Here is a 16,483-nt window from a genome sequence, read left to right as displayed (position 1 = left end):
GAGGTGTCTGGGTTTAGGTCTGCTTCGCAGCCCAGCGGGGATAAATCCCCTCGCCACAAAAGCCATTCACCAGTACTAGCACAACTCAGAGAACCCCCAACAACGTCCACAACCGCCGGGACTCGGCGTCGGCGCTGATCAGTTCCCCCAGCAACTCGCTCAAAGGCTTGTTGCCCCACTCCACGCCCCGCCGGATCAGGTAGGGCACCGGGCTGTGGGGTTCGGTGCGCGACAGGTAACCGGCGATGACCAGCAACTGCCGATAGGCTTCTTCGCGACTGGCCGGTTCCTGGAAGGCCTGGGCCGGCGCGGCACCGGACTGGGCCTGGACAGTCGGCGGTGCGGCCTCGGATGAGGCAGGCACCGGTACGATGGTAGGTTGCTGTGGATGCATCGCGATGAACTCCTCTACCAGCGCCAGCAGCGCCTGGATCACGTCCTGCAGGGATTTGTAACCTGGGGCCAGGTTGCCCAGGTAGGCGTCGCTCCAGGCTTCGAGCCGTTGCAGGTGCTGTTGGCTCAACATGAGGCTGCCCTGGCGATGCAGCCAGAACGACAGAGGCGTGCCGCGAATCAGTTCGTCGAGCTTTTTCTGATCGCTGCGCGCCGCTTCCGCCGAGGCTTTGGCGTTCTTGCTGTCGTTGCCCTGGACTTGCTGACGCTGCAAGCGTTGCCAGTCGTCCAGGCAGAAACCGTCGAAGGCCGAGTCGCGGCCATTGAACAAGGGCACCCGCGTCAACAGCACCTCGCTGTAGCGCCGGGCCAGCCATTCCAGCGGGATCACCCGCCATGACTGGTCGCCCTCTTCGGCCAGGGGATGCAACTGATCGGGGTAACGCTCGCACAGGCCCGCCACCAGCGCCAGGCTGCCCGGCAAGCCCTCCAGCCCGGCCAGGTGCAACCAGGCCTCACCCAGCCAGGCGCTGATCATCAGATCCTTGCTGCGTTCGAGCAGCAACGTGGTGGCGAGTTTTTCCAGCTCCGGCCACTGCGCGCGCTTGACCTGGGACTGCCACACCCCGGTGGGCAGGCTGGTGTCGTCTTCCCGACGCAACTCCCGCAATTGATCGTATTCCGGCTCATAGCGCAGGTCCTGACCGCAGGGCGGTTCAGCGCTGACCGGCTCGAGCAACTGGCTGATCAGCTCGGGCAAGGGGGAGATAGGTACGCTCACAGACCCTCCTCACGGGTGGCGATGGCGGGGCTCGACGAGGTCGCCATGAAAGGTGAACGGGGTGCCTGGGTCGGCAGCGGCGGTATCGACAGCGGCAGCTTCGAGCCCTGGCTCATCAATGACAGGCGCAGGAACATCAACGTCTGCTGCGTCGTGCGGGCCTGGAGCTGGGCCTGGGCCGGGCTCTGGGCTGGAATCTGGCCCGTTACCGGCAGTTGCAGGGTCAGCGGGAAATCGGTGTAGTCGACATTCGGCTGGCGTTGCACCGACACCAGCGAGCGCATCAGGCGCAGCAACGACCAAGGTCCCTGGTATTCCCACCCGGCCTCCAGGTCGCGCACCACCAGGTTCGGCTGCAACGGGTCGTTGGCCGGTCGCTGGTAACCGTTGCGGGCCCAGCGCAAGGTCAGCCGCACGGGCTGGCCGACCATCCAGCGCAGGTTCTGCTGGGCGTCGCCGGGGTAGTTGATCTGTTGGTTGCCGGCGTTCAGTCCCCAGGCGATCACTTGGTCGGCGCCGCGCTCTTCGTTGCGATCGGTGCGCCAGCGCACGTCCATTTCCACGCCGAGAATGCCGCTCTTGTCCCGCACGAACAGCGGGCCCAGCCAGGTACCGGCCTGTTTCAACCGGTTGAGAAAGTCCTCGGCGGCCAGGCGCTCCGGGGTCTGGCTCAACGCCAGCCCGGCCTGGGCCAGGGGCAGGCGTGTGTCGATCAGTTCCAGCAAGCGCTGGACCCGCGCCGGATCGGCGTCACTGGCCCGCAGGTCCTGGGAAAACGGAAAGCGCCCGGCCAGGTATTGATTGAAATAGTTGGCCACGTCGTTCCAGGCCGTCGCCGCCTGATTCTGTTGCAGGTACAGGCAGCGTTGCAGCGCACTCTGCTGCAAGCTGACGGCACGCTGGGCCAGGTCGCCACGACCACCGGACAGGTTGGAGGTCTGCAGGATCTGCGCGCAGGAAGCAGTGTCCATCTGGTTGAAGTCCCGGCTCACCAACTGTTCCAGTTGCGCCGCCGAACTGGCCGGGTTCTGGCTCTTGTATTTGAGCAACTCGTCGTTGATGGCCATGAACCGCGACACCCGGTCGTGCTCCAGGGCCGAGAGATCGTCTTGCTGGACGATCAACCATTCCAGGGCCGGCATGCGTTGTTCGGCGATCTGTACCATGGCGTCGAACTGCTGGTTCAGGCTCAGTTTCAGACCTTGCGGATCGCTGGCCCCGTAGAGCTGCAAACCGAAGTTCTTCGAGCCGTCCCAGCGCTGGACATCGGCCCGTTGGCTGAACAGGGGCTGGGCATCGATTTCATCCAGGCCACTCTTGATCTGCGCCAGAGCACGGCGGTTGAGCAGGCGCTGAAAGCGCGTCGCCAGGTCGGCACGGTGCACGTCCATGAAGGCCTTTTGCAGCGCGACGGCCTGGCTGGTCTGGACGTTGAAACCCATGCCCGGCAATTGCTCCTCGTTTTCATCCAGGCTCAGCCACATCGCCCGGGCCGCGGCGCCTTCGGCCGCCTGGATCAAGGCGTCGCGGTAGTCCGGCGGGATGCGCGGCAGTTCCTCGCTGGTGTAGCTCTTGTAGCTGGCGAAATAGTTCAGGGCGACGCTGAAGTCGTCGCTGCCGCCCTGTCCCATGGCGTCGGAATTGTTGCCGGACGGATCCTTCTGCAACGCCAACGCTACGAAATCACGCTTGAACAAAGCCTTCACCGCCTCATTCAGGGCCGTGACATGCTCCTGCAACACCAGCAAGCCACTGCCCTGCTGGACCAGCAGGTTATCGCGCGAACCGGTCTGGACGATCCACTGGTCGCGAAAGCTCTGTTGCAGCTTCGCCGCCTGGCTTTCCAGGTCCTGGGCTAACTCCGGCCCGAGCAAGGTGCTGTGGCTGACCTTGTCCATCATCTGGGTGTAACCGGGCACCAGGTCCTGGCCCTTGCCTCGTCCCCAGGCTGCGTTGGTCAGGTTGACCAGGGTCTGCAAATCGTCGACCAGCGCCATCAGGTCTTCGAGCTCGCTCAGCGAATTGCCACTGCCCGCCTCCAGGCGTTGCAGGTGCAACTTGAGATAACCGGCCTGGCGTACGAAGTTGTCGGCCAGGAAGTAATGATCGAGCCAACGCTGCATCAGGCCGGTGAAGTTATCGCCGACTACCGCACGCGCCGCATTCAGGTCCAGCCCTTGCAGGTCCTGCTCTTGTGCGCCCAGGTTTTTTGCATCGAACAGCACCCGGTTGTAGAACCGCGCCCGGCTCAATGTGCCGGCGTTGAGGTTCAGCGACAGGGCGTTATTGCTCAATTGCACCAGCTCATCCAGCGGCGCCTTGGGGTTGCTCACCGCCTGGCTGAACAACTGATTCTGCTGTTCGAGGCGCACCGCACGGTCCACCAGATCCTTGGCCTTCACATAGCTCTGCCATTGCGCCGGGTCTTCGCTTTCCACGTTGCCCCGCCGCTCGGTGTTGCGGATGGCCTTGAGCTGCTCCAGGTCCGACACCAGCAGGTCACGCAGGGGCAAGACCCAGTGATGCCGGGCGGTCAGGCGCAAGCCCTCTTCCAACTGCGTGTCCACGTAGGAGAACCACGAGGTCGGGAACACCACCGCAACGAAGCGCCAGCGCGGGGCTTTTTCCAGCATGTTCCAGTAGGCCTGCACGTTGTAGCGGGTCGGCTCCAACTGCGGTTGGTCAGGGTCGACCACCACGTAGTTCTTATGGGTGCGCAGGATCAACTGCGACAACTCCGCGGCCTCTTCCACCGAATCGTGCCAGACCCAGAGCATGCCCCCCAGCCAGACCAACCCGACCACCAGCGCGACCCCACCGGCCAGCCGATGCCAGCGCTGACGCAGACGCAACAGACGAGGCACGGGCTGGGCGAGGCCGCGTTCAGCGACGAAACGCCGCGCCCACAGCTGCCGGGCGAACACCGTCTGGCGCAGGCCCTTGTCGCCGGCGGCAAAACCATCCCCAGTGACGGTCGGGGCCTGGCTCGCGGTGAAGTAGATACCGCGAAAGCGTGGCGACTCGCCCTGGGCATTGCCCTGGAACACCGGCTCAAGGAGGATCTGCAAGGCCCGCCGCAACCCCTCGAAGCGCTCCGGCAGGCCATACAGATCGCCGCTCAACTGCCCGGATAGCGCGCCGATTTCGATGATCGACTGCGACAGCGCGGCATTGACCTGGTCCAGCGCCTGGTCGCTCCAGTGCGACTGCCAGGCCGCGTCGGGAGAATATGGCGACGACCAGCCCAACGTCGACTCCCGGGCCTCGGCGGGCAGCGCGCTGACCAATTCCTGGAAGCCGGGCAACTCTTCCATCCCGGTAATCACCACGTACACCGGCAGGCTCAGGCCGAAGCGTTGCAGCAGGTCGATGAAGCAGCGGCGCACCTTGAGGCTCAGCTCGGTGGTGTGCTCGATGTCGTCGAGTCGGCCGAATGGCACGGTCCAGACCACTGCGTCCATCGGCCGCCGGCTGCGCAATCGCAGGATCAGCCCCAGCAGCCGCCACCAGTTGCCCCGCTGCCGGTTCATGCCTTCATCGGGCAGGAACAGTGCCTGGGGCACCACCAGCACCGCACCCTCGGCATCCGACCACCAACGCCCGAACCATGCGGCCTTGTCCGTCGGTTGCAAATGCCATTGGGTACACAGCTGGGCACCGTCGGTTTCGTTGCCGAGCATCAACAGCCAGGGGATCTGGTAGCGGTCGCGGGTGCCCTGCTCCTGTTCCATGTGACGGACCGCCCCATAGAAACTGCGGATCGCCGCGCCACCCTGGGTCCGCAACCACCAGATCAACGCCGCGACCAGCAGCACCGCGACAATGGCCAGCACCACCAGGGCGACGATGCTCAGGGGGCTCATGAGTCCTGCTCCTGGACCACCGACTCGTTCAATTGCAGCACCGGCTCGAGTTCCGAGCGGATGTCACGCCAGAACAGGTGCCCCAGCCCGGTCAGCAGCAACACCATCGCCAGGATCGCCAGCCCCAGGCGCAACCCGTCCGGCAGCGATGTCTGTGCCGGCAGGCGTACCGGCGGTGCCGCCGCAGACATCGCCAGGCGCTGGCTGACGTCGACATAGTCTGGTTCATGCTGCCAGGCAAAGGTGAACAGCGCCGCGCGCCATTTTTCATGCTGGATCTGGCCGGGCTCGCCGCGCAGGCGCCCCTGGAACCCGAGGATCAGGCATTGCAGGTAGACATTCGCCAAGTCGCGGGTGCCGGGCATCTGCTCATCCAGCAATTTCTTGATGGCCGCGGGCAAGCGCTCGCCGGCCTGGCGGCTGGAATACATGCGTGATTCAAGGGGATGCTGCTGCCAGGCCAGTTGCCCCGGCCAAGGGGTGAACAGCAAGGTTTCGTCCACCAGGGCGACGAAGGCATAGACCAGCGACTTGACCTGCTCGGTCGCCGAGTCGCCGACGGTGGCAAAGGCCACCCGCCACAAGCGCTGGGCGCTGCGTCCGGAAAACTCCACCACCCGGCTGACCAGGGCCGCGGAGTCGTTGTCCTTGGGCAAGTCCTGCCATTCCTGGAACCATTTCAACCAGGCCTGACGGAACGCGCTGCTCAGCGGCGCCTCGTGCAGACCCCGGACCGCCCCGCCACTTCCGTCAGGCATATGACTCCCCTCTTGCAATCAGGCACTTTCACCGACTTGCGGGACAAACAACACCACTTGCCACGGACTGCTGGCCTGGGTCGACGCCGGCGCCACGATGTGCAACGGCAGTTGTCCATCGAACCATTGGCCGCTGGCGGCCACCACGAACAACCGGGTGTCATCGCCCACGCTATAAGCCACCTGCTCGTTGCGGCTCATGGCCTGATGGGGTAACCCGCTCATGCGCTGTCGGCTCAACAGCGGGACATGTGGCGCAGAGGCGATGATCGCACCGCGCAACCAATCGGCGGCCGCCTGCTCGCTGGCACCATTGGGCATCCGCAGGCCGATCACCAGGCGTTGGCTCGGCTGGTCGTCGGGCAATTGGATGGAGAAAACCTGATCATCGCGCTCGAATGCCAGGCTGCGATAACCGGCGCGGACCAGTTCCAGAGTGGTGTCGAGCCAGTCGAGCAACGGTTCGTACCCGCGTTGCAATTCGAGGAAATCCAGCGGTGCAAACGCTGGCACACCGGCCAGCGGATCGAGGGCCGACCAGGCCCCGGCCAGCCCCAGCAACAGACCGTGCAACGCCTGGGGAGTGGCCACCCGCGTGTTCAGGCTGCCTTCGACTTCCGGCAGGCGCGCCCACAAGGCGGTCATCTGCCGACGGATCTCCAGCGCATCGTCCTGGTTGCCGGCCGCCTGGGCCTGGCGCAACCGACCGGCGAGGAACAGGCACTTTTCCCGGACCCGGGCACACAGCCCGGCCACCCGCCGACCGAGCGCCGACTCGGGCAACAGCACCGGCGTGGGAGGCGTATAGGGCAGCCGCAGAAAGCCGCCGCCTTCCTTGCGAATGCGCAGCATCGGCAGGCAGATCGAATCGGCCTTGCTCAGTTGCGTGCACAGCCGCGGGTTCGGACGCCAGACGGTAATCGATTCGGGAAACTCGCCACTGGTGAGGTCCGGCAACGCATCGCCGACCACCGATTGCAGACGCCCCTTGAGCGGCAGCAATTGCCCGGCGCGCCAGAGCGGGCTGATCGCCAGGTACACGGTGACGGTGGCATCCTCGGTCTTGTTGACCGCCTCGGTGATGTCCAACTCCAAGGTGGGCCCGACACCGGCCTGGAGATTGACCGGCAAGCCGTCCGGCAAGGTGCCTTGCAGTTGCAGCAACCGCACTTGTCCGGCGCTGAGGGCCGAAGGGTCGACCTCCAGTTGGCTGACACCCCAGAACCAGGGATTGCAGGCGGCCGCGACATGGGCGGCCAGGGCCTCGGCACGCAACCCTTGCAGTTGAAAATGTTGGGGCAACAGTTGCATGCCCTCATGCCAGCACACCGCGTCAGGTAACAGACTCATACGACTCCCTTCGACATCCCAGTGTCGCCGCGCAAGGCGGCCCGCGGTCACTCAAGGCTGACTGGCATTGAGCTGGCCATCGTCGACGAGGCTCATCTCCCGACTGTCGAACTTCAGCCAGGCCTTGCGCCGATCGTCCAGCCGGAGCCGGTGGGCTCCGGGAGTGTTATAGCTGGCGAAGACCAAAAGTCCAGCGGCGCGCCGGCCCTCCAGCGGGAAGGGTTGGCGGTCGATGAACTGCCCCGGGACCAGCTCCAGCCCCCACACCGACATGAGGTGACGATAGTCGCGCTGGAACTGTTCGCGCTCGGCGAACCACTGGCGGGCGCTGATCGCCGACAGTTGCTTGAGCAGGTCGGGATCGTTCACCGCGATGAAATCCACGGCGATCGGCGTGTCGTCGTTGGCGCGGGACGCGACGTCGAGGGTCAGGCTGTCCAGGTCGACGCTGGGCGCGAAGAACGAGCAACCGCTGAGCGCCAGGCTGAAAAAAAATCCATAAAAAAACACACGCAAAATGAATCTTCCTTTTCGTCGCGGTCAAAAATTGTTTTTGCTTGCATTTTTATAGACCTGTTCTAGCGTCTTGGATAGTTCGACCTGCACGGTCGAATGGACCAGGTTCGTCAAGGGAATGACAGGTTTTCTGCCCTCCATTTGCAACCTGCGGATCAGCAAGGGAATGCGATGAGCGGGCCTCCCGATGCATTGCTCCCCACATGCATCGGAGTCGGCCGCCATGGCAGAAAGTACCCAGCACAAGCTCGACAGAGTCCGTCCTCCCCGCGTCCAGATCACCTACGACGTGGAAATCGGCAATGCCATCGAAAAGAAAGAATTGCCACTGGTCGTCGGCATTCTGGCCGACCTCTCGGGCAAGCCATTGGACCCGCTGCCCAAGCTCAACGAGCGGCGCTTCACAGAAATCGACCGCGACAATTTCAACGAGGTGCTCGCCTCGATCTCCCCCCGCGCCACGCTCCAGGTGAACAACACCCTCAGCGGCGACGACAGCAAGCTCAACATCGAACTCAACTTCCGCCACATCGATGACTTCGACCCGGTCAAGGTCGTGGAGCAGGTCACGCCGTTGCGCCGCCTGTTCGAAGCCCGTCAACGCCTGCGCGACCTGCTGACCAAGCTCGACGGCAACGACGACCTGGACAAGTTGCTGCGCGACGTGATCGCCAACACCGAAGGCCTGCAAGAGATCAAGTCGGCCCGACCCCAGGACACACCGCAGGAGCTGCCGACCGTGGCCGCCAACGATGATCCGGCCCCGGCCGAACCACAGGCCTGATCGTGCTCATCACTCAAGGGAGATAAAGCCATGCCTGCTTCATCCAGCGCTCAAACCAGCGAGAGTACGACCCAGACCCTGTCCCTGCTGGACAAGATCATCGCCGAAGGCCGTATGGCCCATGACGACAGCCAGCAGGATTACGCCCGCGACATGCTGGCCGAATTCGCCACCCAGGTCCTCGACGAAGGCATGGCCATCGACAAGGACACCGTGGCCATGATCAATGATCGCATCAGCCAGATCGACCAGTTGATCAGCGCCCAGCTCAACGAAGTATTGCACCACCCCGACCTGCAGAAACTCGAAGCGTCCTGGCGCGGCCTGCACCTGTTGGTACAGAACACCGAGACCAGCACCCGGCTCAAGTTGCGCCTGCTCAACGTTACCCAGAAAGAGCTGCAGAACGATCTGGAGAAAGCCGTCGAATTCGACCAGAGCGCGCTGTTCAAGAAAATCTACGAGGAAGAATACGGCACTTTCGGCGGGCACCCGTTCAGCCTGCTGGTGGGCGACTACACCTTCGGCCGGCACCCGCAGGACATCGGACTGCTGGAAAAACTCTCGAACGTCGCCGCCGCGGCCCACGCCCCATTCATTGCCGCCGCCAGCCCGCGCCTGTTCGACATGACCAGTTTCACCGAACTGGCGGTGCCCCGGGACCTGTCGAAGATTTTCGAGAGCCAGGAGCTGATCAAGTGGCGCTCGTTCCGTGAAAGCGAAGACTCGCGCTACGTGTCCCTGGTGCTGCCGCACTTCCTCCTGCGCCTGCCCTACGGCCCGGACACCCGGCCGGTGGAAGGCATCAACTACGTCGAGGACGTCAACGGCACCGACCACAGCAAGTACCTGTGGGGCAACGCAGCCTGGGCGCTGGCGCAACGCATCACCGAAGCCTTCGCCAAATATGGCTGGTGCGCGGCGATCCGCGGGGCCGAGGGTGGCGGCGCGGTGGAAGGCCTGCCGGCCCATACCTTCCGCACCAGCTCCGGCGACCTGTCGCTCAAGTGCCCGACCGAGGTGGCGATCACCGACCGCCGCGAGAAAGAACTCAACGACCTGGGCTTCATCGCCCTGTGCCACAAGAAGAACAGTGACATCGCGGTGTTCTTCGGCGGCCAGACCACCAACCGGGCCAAGGTCTACAACACCAACGAGGCCAACGCCAACGCGCGGATCTCGGCGATGTTGCCCTACGTGCTCGCGGCCTCGCGTTTCGCCCACTACCTGAAGGTGATCATGCGCGACAAGGTCGGCAGCTTCATGACTCGCGACAACGTGCAGACCTACCTCAACAACTGGATCGCCGACTACGTGCTGATCAACGACAACGCGCCCCAGGAGATCAAGGCGCAATACCCGTTGCGCGAGGCGCGGGTGGACGTGACGGAAGTGGCCGGCAAGCCCGGAGCCTACAACGCCACGGTGTTCCTGCGACCGCACTTCCAGCTGGAGGAACTGACCGCCTCGATCCGCCTGGTGGCGACCCTGCCGCCACCAGTTGCGGCCTGACGGCTGAAACCTGTGGCGAAGATGCTTGTTGTGGCGAGGGGATTTATCGAAACGTCGCACCGCCCCGCTGGGCTGCGAAGCGGCCCCAAAAAAGCAGGGCCGCTTCGCGCCCCANGGCTGTTCAAGGGGCTGCTACGCAGCCCAGCGGGGATAAATCCCCTCGCCACAGGGGTTCGGCATTCGTTTCTAGCGGTATTGGGTACCACCTACTTGTCCTCTTCTGGAGTTCCAAACCATGGATGCAATCATTCTCGACCTCGGCGGCGACATCAAGGGCGACAGCCTGCTGGAGGGTTTCACGGACAAGATCGAGGTCATGTCCTACAGCCACAACGTGGCGATGCAAGTCACCAATGACGTCAGCAACTCGGAGCGCACCTCCGGCAGACCGCACATCGGTGAGTTCACCCTGACCAAATTCATCGACAGTTCTACCCCTTCCCTCAACGAATACTGCTGCGCCGGCAAACCGATCCCGCAAGCCGTCATCACCATCGGTCGCAACGCCGCCGAAGGCAGCGGCCAGATCATGCCCTTCATCGTCTACACCCTGACCAACGTCGTGCTGTCCAACGTCAGTGTCAGCGGTGGTACAGGCGGCAAGCCGGTGGAAACCCTGTCGCTGAATTTCACCAAGATCAAATGGGAACTCACCGCCCAGAAAGACGACGGCACCAAGGAAGGCACGGCGGGCACGACCTGGGACCTGGCGGCCAACAAGATGACCAAGTAAGAGCGCCGCCATGGCTGGCTTCGGGCTCCGCCCACCGCTGTTCGAACGCCTGGCCAGCCAGGCGGATGACCATGGTCGGGTGTTCGACCGGCAGGCGCTGCAGGATTCGGTCCACGCCGAACTGCATCGCCTGTTCAACACCCGACGCGGTCCCCGGGCACTGACCGATCCGCCGAGCATTCTCGATTACGGGATTGCCGATTGGACCGCGTTGCAACAGCAGCGCAGCGATGACCGGCGCCTGCTGACCCGGGAGATACACCAGGCCATCAGCCATTTCGAACCGCGCCTGCAACTGGGCGAGGTTCAGGTCGTCCCGGTACCGGGCCACCCACAACAACTGGGCATACGGCTGTCGGGGGTACTGCGTGGCGACCCGCACGCATGGCCCGTGGCATTTGTCATCGAGCACGCCGGCGACGGACTTGAGGTGCGACATGAGCGACTCGATTGACCCGCAACTGCTGGATTACTACCAGCGCGAACTGACCTGGTTGCGTCATGCCGGCAGCCTGTTCGCCGAACGCTACCCGAAGGTCGCCCGGCGCCTGGAACTGTCCCCCGGCGAGTGCCCGGACCCGCACGTCGAACGGCTGCTGGAAGGTTTCGCGCTGCTGGCCGCCCGGCTGCAACGCCGGCTGGACGATGACTACGCCGAATTCAGCGATGCCTTGCTCGAACAGCTGTATCCCCTGGCCATGCGTCCGTTGCCTTCCTGCGCCATCGTGCAATTCGAGCCCGACCCGAGCAAAGGCAACCTCGACGACGGCTATCCCCTGCCCCGGGACACGCCCCTGTTCGTCACCACCGACAAGGGCCAGAGCATTCACTTTCGTACCACCGCCGCCGTGCACCTGTGGCCGCTGGAAGTCAGCGAAGCCGTGCTGCTGGGCAGTGACGAAGCCCAGGCGCTGACCGGCGTGGTCCAGGCGCGGTCGGCCTTGCGCCTGAACCTGCGTTGCCTGGGCGAGCGCCAATGGTCGACCCTGGAAATCGATTACCTGCGGGTGCACCTGGCGGCCTCGCCGATGATCAACGCCTGGCTGTACGATCTGCTCGGCGCCCACACGGTCAAGGTCCTGGCCGGCGCGCCGGGCTGCGTGCCGGAACCGTTGGCCGGCCTGCCGCGGATCGTCGGTTTCGCCAGCGACGAAGCCCTGCTGCCAGATGAGGACGGCGTGCATCCGGGCATGCGCCTGCTGGCGGAATATTTTGCCTTCCCCGACAAGTTCGGTTTCTTCGACCTGCCCCTGGCCGGAGCGACCAGCGACAGCTCATCCCTGTACTTGTATATCGTCTTCGATCGCGCCCCTGCCAATCGCCTGCCGCTCCAGGCCAGCGACATCGCCCTGGGCTGCACGCCGGTGATCAACCTCTTTCCCAGGACCAGCGAACCGCTGCGCCCGGATGGCACCCGCAGCGAATACCGGCTGGTGGCCGACAGTCATCGGGAAAACAGTGTCGAGATCCATAGCATCCGCACCGTGCGTGCCACGTCCAGCCAGGGCGTGCGCAAGGTGCCGGCCTACTACGGCAGCCAGCACGGCAACGACCAGACCTGCTACTGGCATGCGCGACGAGTCAGCGGCATGAGCCCGAACCGGCTGGGCACCGACTTGATGGTCAGCCTGGTGGACACCCAGCTCGACCCGCTCGCCGATACCCGCGACTACAGCCTCACCGCCGAATTACTCTGCACCAGCCGGCACCTGGCCCAGAGCCTGCCGGCGGGCACGCCACTGGGTTTCGAACGTCCGGGCCCGGTGGCCTGGGCGCGCCTGCGCAACCCGCCGAGCCCGCAGAGCCTGCCACGCCTGGACGGTGAATCGCGCTGGCGGCTGGTGTCGCAGTTGACCCTCAACCATTTGTCCCTGGTGGAAGGCCCTCAGGCGCTGGATGCGCTGCGCGAGATCCTGACATTGCACAACCTGCGGGACGAAGCCAGCGCCCATCGCCAGATCGCAGGGGTCATGGGCCTGGGTTGCGACCGGGTCATCGCCCATGTCGGCGAAGACGCCTGGCGCGGCTGGCGCAACGGCCTGGAAGTCCGCCTGCAACTGGACCCGCAGCATTTCGTCGGCAGCAGCGCCGTACTGTTCTCCGGCGTGCTGGCGCAGTTCTTTTCACTGTATGCCACCGCCAATCGCTTCGTGCGCACAGTGCTGGTCCAGTCCGACAGGGAGGTGAAGACATGGCAACCCCAAGCCGGCAAACCCCTGACGCTCTGAACCTGAGCCAACGCCTGCGACACGACCCGCAGCGTTTCGAGTGGCTCCAGGCATTGTTGCTGCTGGAGCGTGAGCATCCCCAGGCCGAGCCCCTGGGCAGCGGCACCGCGCCCCACGCCGAAGCGTTGCGACTGCGGGGACCGTTGACCCCGCTGTTCGCCGCCAGCGAAGTCGAGAACCTGAGCGAGGAACCCGGCGAGTCGCCCGTACTGACCACCCCGATCTTTGGCCTCGGCGGCCCCGACGGCCCGTTGCCCTATGCCTATCAGGAATGGCTGCAACAACGGGCGCGGGCGCGGGATCATGCGCCGGCGGAGTTTCTGGACCTGTTCCAGCACCGCCTGCTCAGCCTGCTCTACAAAGTGATGCGCAAGCACCGCATCGCCCTGGGCTTCACCCCTCCGGGCGCCTCCGCCGTGCAGGCCCAGTTGCGAGCCCTGACCGGCCTGCTGCCCAAGGCCTTGCAGGAACGCCAGGCCGCCCCCGACTCCGCCGCGTTAGCGTGCAGCGCGCTGTACGCCGACGGCCGCCGTTCCCTGGCCGGGTTCGCGGCCATTGTCCGCGAGCAGTTCGGCCTGCCGGTGGAGCTGAGTGCGTATGAAGGTGGCTGGCGTGAGATCCCACCGGCCAGCCGCAGCCGCTTGCAAGCGGGCGGCCGCAACTTGTGCCTGGGCCGTAGCGCGGTGGCCGGTACGCGGGTCTGGGACGAGCATGCCGGCGTGCGCCTGACCCTCGGGCCATTGAGCGCAACCCAGGCCGGCGGATTGCTGCCCAACGGCGAGACCCATCCGCTGCTTGCCAGCCTGTATGCCCTGTATTTCGGTCCCGACCTGGATTGCACCCTGGTGCTGCTGATCCGCGGCGCCGGGCCGTTGCAACTGGGCCATCAGGCCCCGCCGCGACTGAACTGGAACGGGGGCCTGCAACGACAATCCAGCCTGGCCCTGCAACGCATCGAAACCCGCCTTCGTCAGCCGGAGATCGCCTGAAATGGAACTGGCCAGCCTGATCGGACGCCTCAACCCGGACAACCGTCGCGCCCTGGAACGGGCCGCGCAGCGCTGCATGCAGCGCAGTCATCACTACGTGGAAATCGAGCACTTGCTGCTGGAGTTGCTGGACATCGAAGGTGGCGACTTCGCCTGCCTGCTGCCGCGCTTCGGGCTGGAACGGGACGCGGTAGCGGCGGAAACCAACAAGGCCCTGGACCTGTTCAAATCCGGCAGCACTCGCACGCCCGCCTTGTCGGCGCAAACCATCGGCCTGCTGGAAGACGCCGTGGTCCAGGCCAGCGTGCTCGGCCTGGACAGCATCCGTTCGGGGCTGTTGCTGCTGGCGCTGCTGGATCGCGACGAGCGCCGCAGCCTGTTGCTCAACAGCGCCTCTTCGCTGCTGCGCATTCCCCGGGATGCCCTGCGCGCCCATCTGTTGGAATGGACCGAAAGCTCCCGGGAGCACGTCGGCGTTGCTCGTCCGGCCAAGCCCGGGGAGGCCGCGCAAAAACAGGATCCGGTGCTCGACCAGTACACCCAGGACCTCACCGACGACGCCCGCAACGGCCGCATCGACCCCATCGTCGGGCGCGACGGCGAGATCCGCCAGTGCATCGATATCCTGCTCCGGCGCCGGCAGAACAACCCGATCCTGGTGGGCGCGCCGGGGGTCGGCAAGACCGCCGTGGTGGAAGGCCTGGCCCTGCGCATCGCCGCCGGGGATGTGCCGCCGTCGCTGCAGGAGGTCACGCTGCGAGTGCTTGATCTGGGTCTGTTGCAGGCCGGCGCAGGGGTCAAGGGCGAATTCGAACAGCGCCTCAAAGGCGTGATTGACGCGGTACGCAGCGCCGAGAAGCCGATCATTCTGTTCATCGACGAAGCCCACACCCTGATCGGTGCCGGCGGCGCAGAGGGCGGCAGCGATGCAGCCAACCTGCTCAAACCAGCCCTGGCCCGGGGCGAACTGCGCACCCTGGCTGCCACCACCTGGCTGGAATACAAGAAATACTTCGAGAAAGACCCGGCCCTGGCCCGCCGCTTCCAACTGGTGCAGGTCGAAGAGCCGGACGAACTCACGGCCGTGGAAATGCTCCGGGGCGTGGCCAGCAAACTGGAACAGCACCATGGGGTACAAGTGCTGGATGCGGCGATCCACGAAGCGGTGAAGCTCTCTCACCGCTACATTTCCGGACGGCATCTGCCGGACAAGGCCATCAGCGTGCTCGACACCGCCTGCGCCCGGGTCGCGCTTGGCCAGCACGATGTGCCGCCGCCATTGGAAAGCCTGCGCCACCGGCAGAACAGCCTCAAGGACGAAGTCGAACGCCTGCGCCGGGAGCAGGCCACCGGCCTGGACCATCGTGAGCGCATTACCCTGCTCGAAGGCGAATCCACCGCCAACGTGCAGGCCATCCGCGAACTGGAAACCCGCTGGGGTGAAGAACGCGAAGCCGTGCGCGAACTGCTCGACACCCGGCGCGAACTGCTGGCCCTGAGCGAGCGGGCCGACGCGGAAAAAGCCGACACCGAAATCGATAACCGCATCGACCACCTGGCCGCCGAACTGCTGCGCCTGGAAGCCGGCCTCGATGCCATTCGCCAGGACGATCCACTGGTGCCCGAACAGGTGGACAGCAAGACCGTGGCCGCCGTAATCGCCGGCTGGACCGGCATCCCCGTCGGCAAGATGCTCGCCGATGAAGCCCATGCCGTGCGCACCCTTGGCCAGCGCATGGGCCTGCGGGTGATGGGCCAGGCCACGGCGCTCAACACCATCGCCCAGCGCCTGCAGGCCTACCGCGCCGGCCTTACCGACCCGCAGAAACCGGTGGGCGTGTTCCTGCTGGTCGGCCCTACCGGCGTGGGCAAGACCGAAACCGCCTATGCCCTGGCCGACGCCTTGTACGGCGGCGAACGCAACCTGATCAGCATCAACCTCTCGGAGTACCAGGAAGCCCACACGGTCAGCCAACTCAAAGGCGCCCCGCCCGGCTACGTCGGCTACGGCAGCGGCGGTGTACTCACCGAAGCGGTGCGGCGCAAACCCTATTCGGTGGTGCTGCTGGATGAAATCGAAAAGGCCCACCCGGATGTGCTCGAAGCGTTCTACAACGTCTTCGACAAAGGCCTGATGGAAGACGGCACCGGCCTGGTGGTGGACTTCAAGAACACCGTGATGCTCGCCACCAGCAACGTCGGCGCCGAACTGCTGCTGGACACACCGGCCGCGCAACTGGGCAGCGATGCCTTCAACGAAGCCCTGCACAAGGTGCTGCTGCAGGCGTTTCGCCCGGCGTTCCTGGCGCGCATGACAGTGGTGGCGTACCGGCCACTGGATGAGACGACGCTGGAAGGGATCGTACTGGCGAAGCTGGAGAAATTGCGCGGGCGCTACAAGGCAGCGACGGGCAAACAATTCGAGTTCGATGCCGGGATCGTCAAGGCGGTGCTTGCCAAGTGCAGCGCGGCGGGGGCGCGGGATGTGGAGAATGTGTTGATGACCCAGGTGACGGGGAAATTGGCGGAGTGGGTGTTGGAGTGACAGCTGCCGCTTCGGGAACTTCATTTTGTTT

General features: G+C 64.8%; 12 protein-coding genes. 7 read left to right on the top strand and 5 right to left on the bottom strand.

Annotation, left to right across the window (positions count from 1 at the left end):
* Positions 1–85: 85 nt before the first annotated feature.
* From tssA to N005_RS09415, 5 genes are read right to left on the bottom strand one after another with little or no spacing between them, the layout of a single operon-like run.
* Complete coding sequence (gene tssA, locus N005_RS09435) at positions 86–1,174, bottom strand: type VI secretion system protein TssA (protein WP_047700935.1); 1,089 nt, start codon at positions 1,172–1,174, stop codon at positions 86–88.
* Positions 1,171–5,037, bottom strand: a complete 3,867-nt coding sequence (locus N005_RS09430; protein ID WP_047700934.1) for a type VI secretion system protein — start codon at positions 5,035–5,037, stop codon at positions 1,171–1,173. The genes tssA and N005_RS09430 overlap by 4 nt, the downstream gene beginning before the upstream one ends.
* On the bottom strand, positions 5,034–5,795 hold the full coding sequence (locus N005_RS09425; RefSeq protein ID WP_047700933.1) for a DotU family type IV/VI secretion system protein: 762 nt from the start codon (positions 5,793–5,795) through the stop codon (positions 5,034–5,036). The genes N005_RS09430 and N005_RS09425 overlap by 4 nt, the downstream gene beginning before the upstream one ends.
* Positions 5,796–5,813: 18 nt before the next feature.
* Positions 5,814–7,145, bottom strand: a complete 1,332-nt coding sequence (tssK, locus tag N005_RS09420) for a type VI secretion system baseplate subunit TssK (RefSeq protein WP_047700932.1) — start codon at positions 7,143–7,145, stop codon at positions 5,814–5,816.
* Between the two features lie 51 nt (positions 7,146–7,196).
* Entirely contained in the window at positions 7,197–7,661 is a 465-nt protein-coding gene (locus N005_RS09415) for a hypothetical protein (RefSeq protein ID WP_047700931.1), read from the bottom strand.
* Between the two features lie 223 nt (positions 7,662–7,884).
* On the opposite strand from N005_RS09415, the gene tssB reads away from it, so the two are divergent.
* The 7 genes from tssB to tssH all read left to right on the top strand — a co-directional run bounded on the left by tssB (position 7,885) and on the right by tssH (position 16,452).
* Complete coding sequence (tssB, locus tag N005_RS09405; RefSeq protein ID WP_047700929.1) at positions 7,885–8,445, top strand: type VI secretion system contractile sheath small subunit; 561 nt, start codon at positions 7,885–7,887, stop codon at positions 8,443–8,445.
* A 30-nt stretch (positions 8,446–8,475) separates the two neighbouring features.
* A complete protein-coding gene (gene tssC, locus N005_RS09400; protein WP_047700928.1) occupies positions 8,476–9,957 on the top strand; it encodes a type VI secretion system contractile sheath large subunit in 1,482 nt (493 codons plus the stop codon).
* Between the two features lie 235 nt (positions 9,958–10,192).
* Positions 10,193–10,690 carry an Hcp family type VI secretion system effector gene (locus N005_RS09395; RefSeq protein WP_014337905.1) on the top strand — a complete coding sequence of 166 codons (498 nt, stop codon included), beginning with the start codon at positions 10,193–10,195 and terminating at the stop codon, positions 10,688–10,690.
* A 10-nt stretch (positions 10,691–10,700) separates the two neighbouring features.
* Positions 10,701–11,144, top strand: coding sequence for a type VI secretion system baseplate subunit TssE (tssE, locus tag N005_RS09390; protein WP_047700927.1), 444 nt, complete (start codon positions 10,701–10,703; stop codon positions 11,142–11,144).
* Positions 11,128–12,918, top strand: a complete 1,791-nt coding sequence (tssF, locus tag N005_RS09385) for a type VI secretion system baseplate subunit TssF (RefSeq protein ID WP_047700926.1) — start codon at positions 11,128–11,130, stop codon at positions 12,916–12,918. Before tssE ends, tssF begins: the two co-directional genes overlap by 17 nt.
* Entirely contained in the window at positions 12,882–13,907 is a 1,026-nt protein-coding gene (tssG, locus tag N005_RS09380) for a type VI secretion system baseplate subunit TssG (RefSeq protein ID WP_047700925.1), read from the top strand. The genes tssF and tssG overlap by 37 nt, the downstream gene beginning before the upstream one ends.
* Before the next feature lies 1 nt (position 13,908).
* Entirely contained in the window at positions 13,909–16,452 is a 2,544-nt protein-coding gene (gene tssH / locus N005_RS09375; RefSeq protein WP_047700924.1) for a type VI secretion system ATPase TssH, read from the top strand.
* Positions 16,453–16,483 lie beyond the last annotated feature (31 nt).

The sequence above is a fragment of the Pseudomonas mediterranea CFBP 5447 genome (assembly GCF_000774145.1).
Classification (GTDB): Bacteria; Pseudomonadota; Gammaproteobacteria; order Pseudomonadales; family Pseudomonadaceae; genus Aquipseudomonas; species Aquipseudomonas mediterranea.
The sequence above is the reverse complement of the archived record's forward strand: the minus strand, read 5'-3'. Positions and strand labels throughout refer to the sequence as shown.

Excerpts from the sequence above, each read along its gene's own strand:
- N005_RS09395 (WP_014337905.1), top strand. The coding sequence starts at position 10,193 with ATGGATGCAATCATTCTCGACCTCGGCGGCGACATCAAGGGCGACAGC.
- N005_RS09430 (WP_047700934.1), bottom strand. The coding sequence starts at position 5,037 with ATGAGCCCCCTGAGCATCGTCGCCCTGGTGGTGCTGGCCATTGTCGCG.
- tssC (WP_047700928.1), top strand. The coding sequence starts at position 8,476 with ATGCCTGCTTCATCCAGCGCTCAAACCAGCGAGAGTACGACCCAGACC.
- tssE (WP_047700927.1), top strand. The coding sequence starts at position 10,701 with ATGGCTGGCTTCGGGCTCCGCCCACCGCTGTTCGAACGCCTGGCCAGC.
- tssK (WP_047700932.1), bottom strand. The coding sequence starts at position 7,145 with ATGAGTCTGTTACCTGACGCGGTGTGCTGGCATGAGGGCATGCAACTG.
- tssB (WP_047700929.1), top strand. The coding sequence starts at position 7,885 with ATGGCAGAAAGTACCCAGCACAAGCTCGACAGAGTCCGTCCTCCCCGC.
- tssF (WP_047700926.1), top strand. The coding sequence starts at position 11,128 with ATGAGCGACTCGATTGACCCGCAACTGCTGGATTACTACCAGCGCGAA.
- tssH (WP_047700924.1), top strand. The coding sequence starts at position 13,909 with ATGGAACTGGCCAGCCTGATCGGACGCCTCAACCCGGACAACCGTCGC.
- tssG (WP_047700925.1), top strand. The coding sequence starts at position 12,882 with ATGGCAACCCCAAGCCGGCAAACCCCTGACGCTCTGAACCTGAGCCAA.
- N005_RS09425 (WP_047700933.1), bottom strand. The coding sequence starts at position 5,795 with ATGCCTGACGGAAGTGGCGGGGCGGTCCGGGGTCTGCACGAGGCGCCG.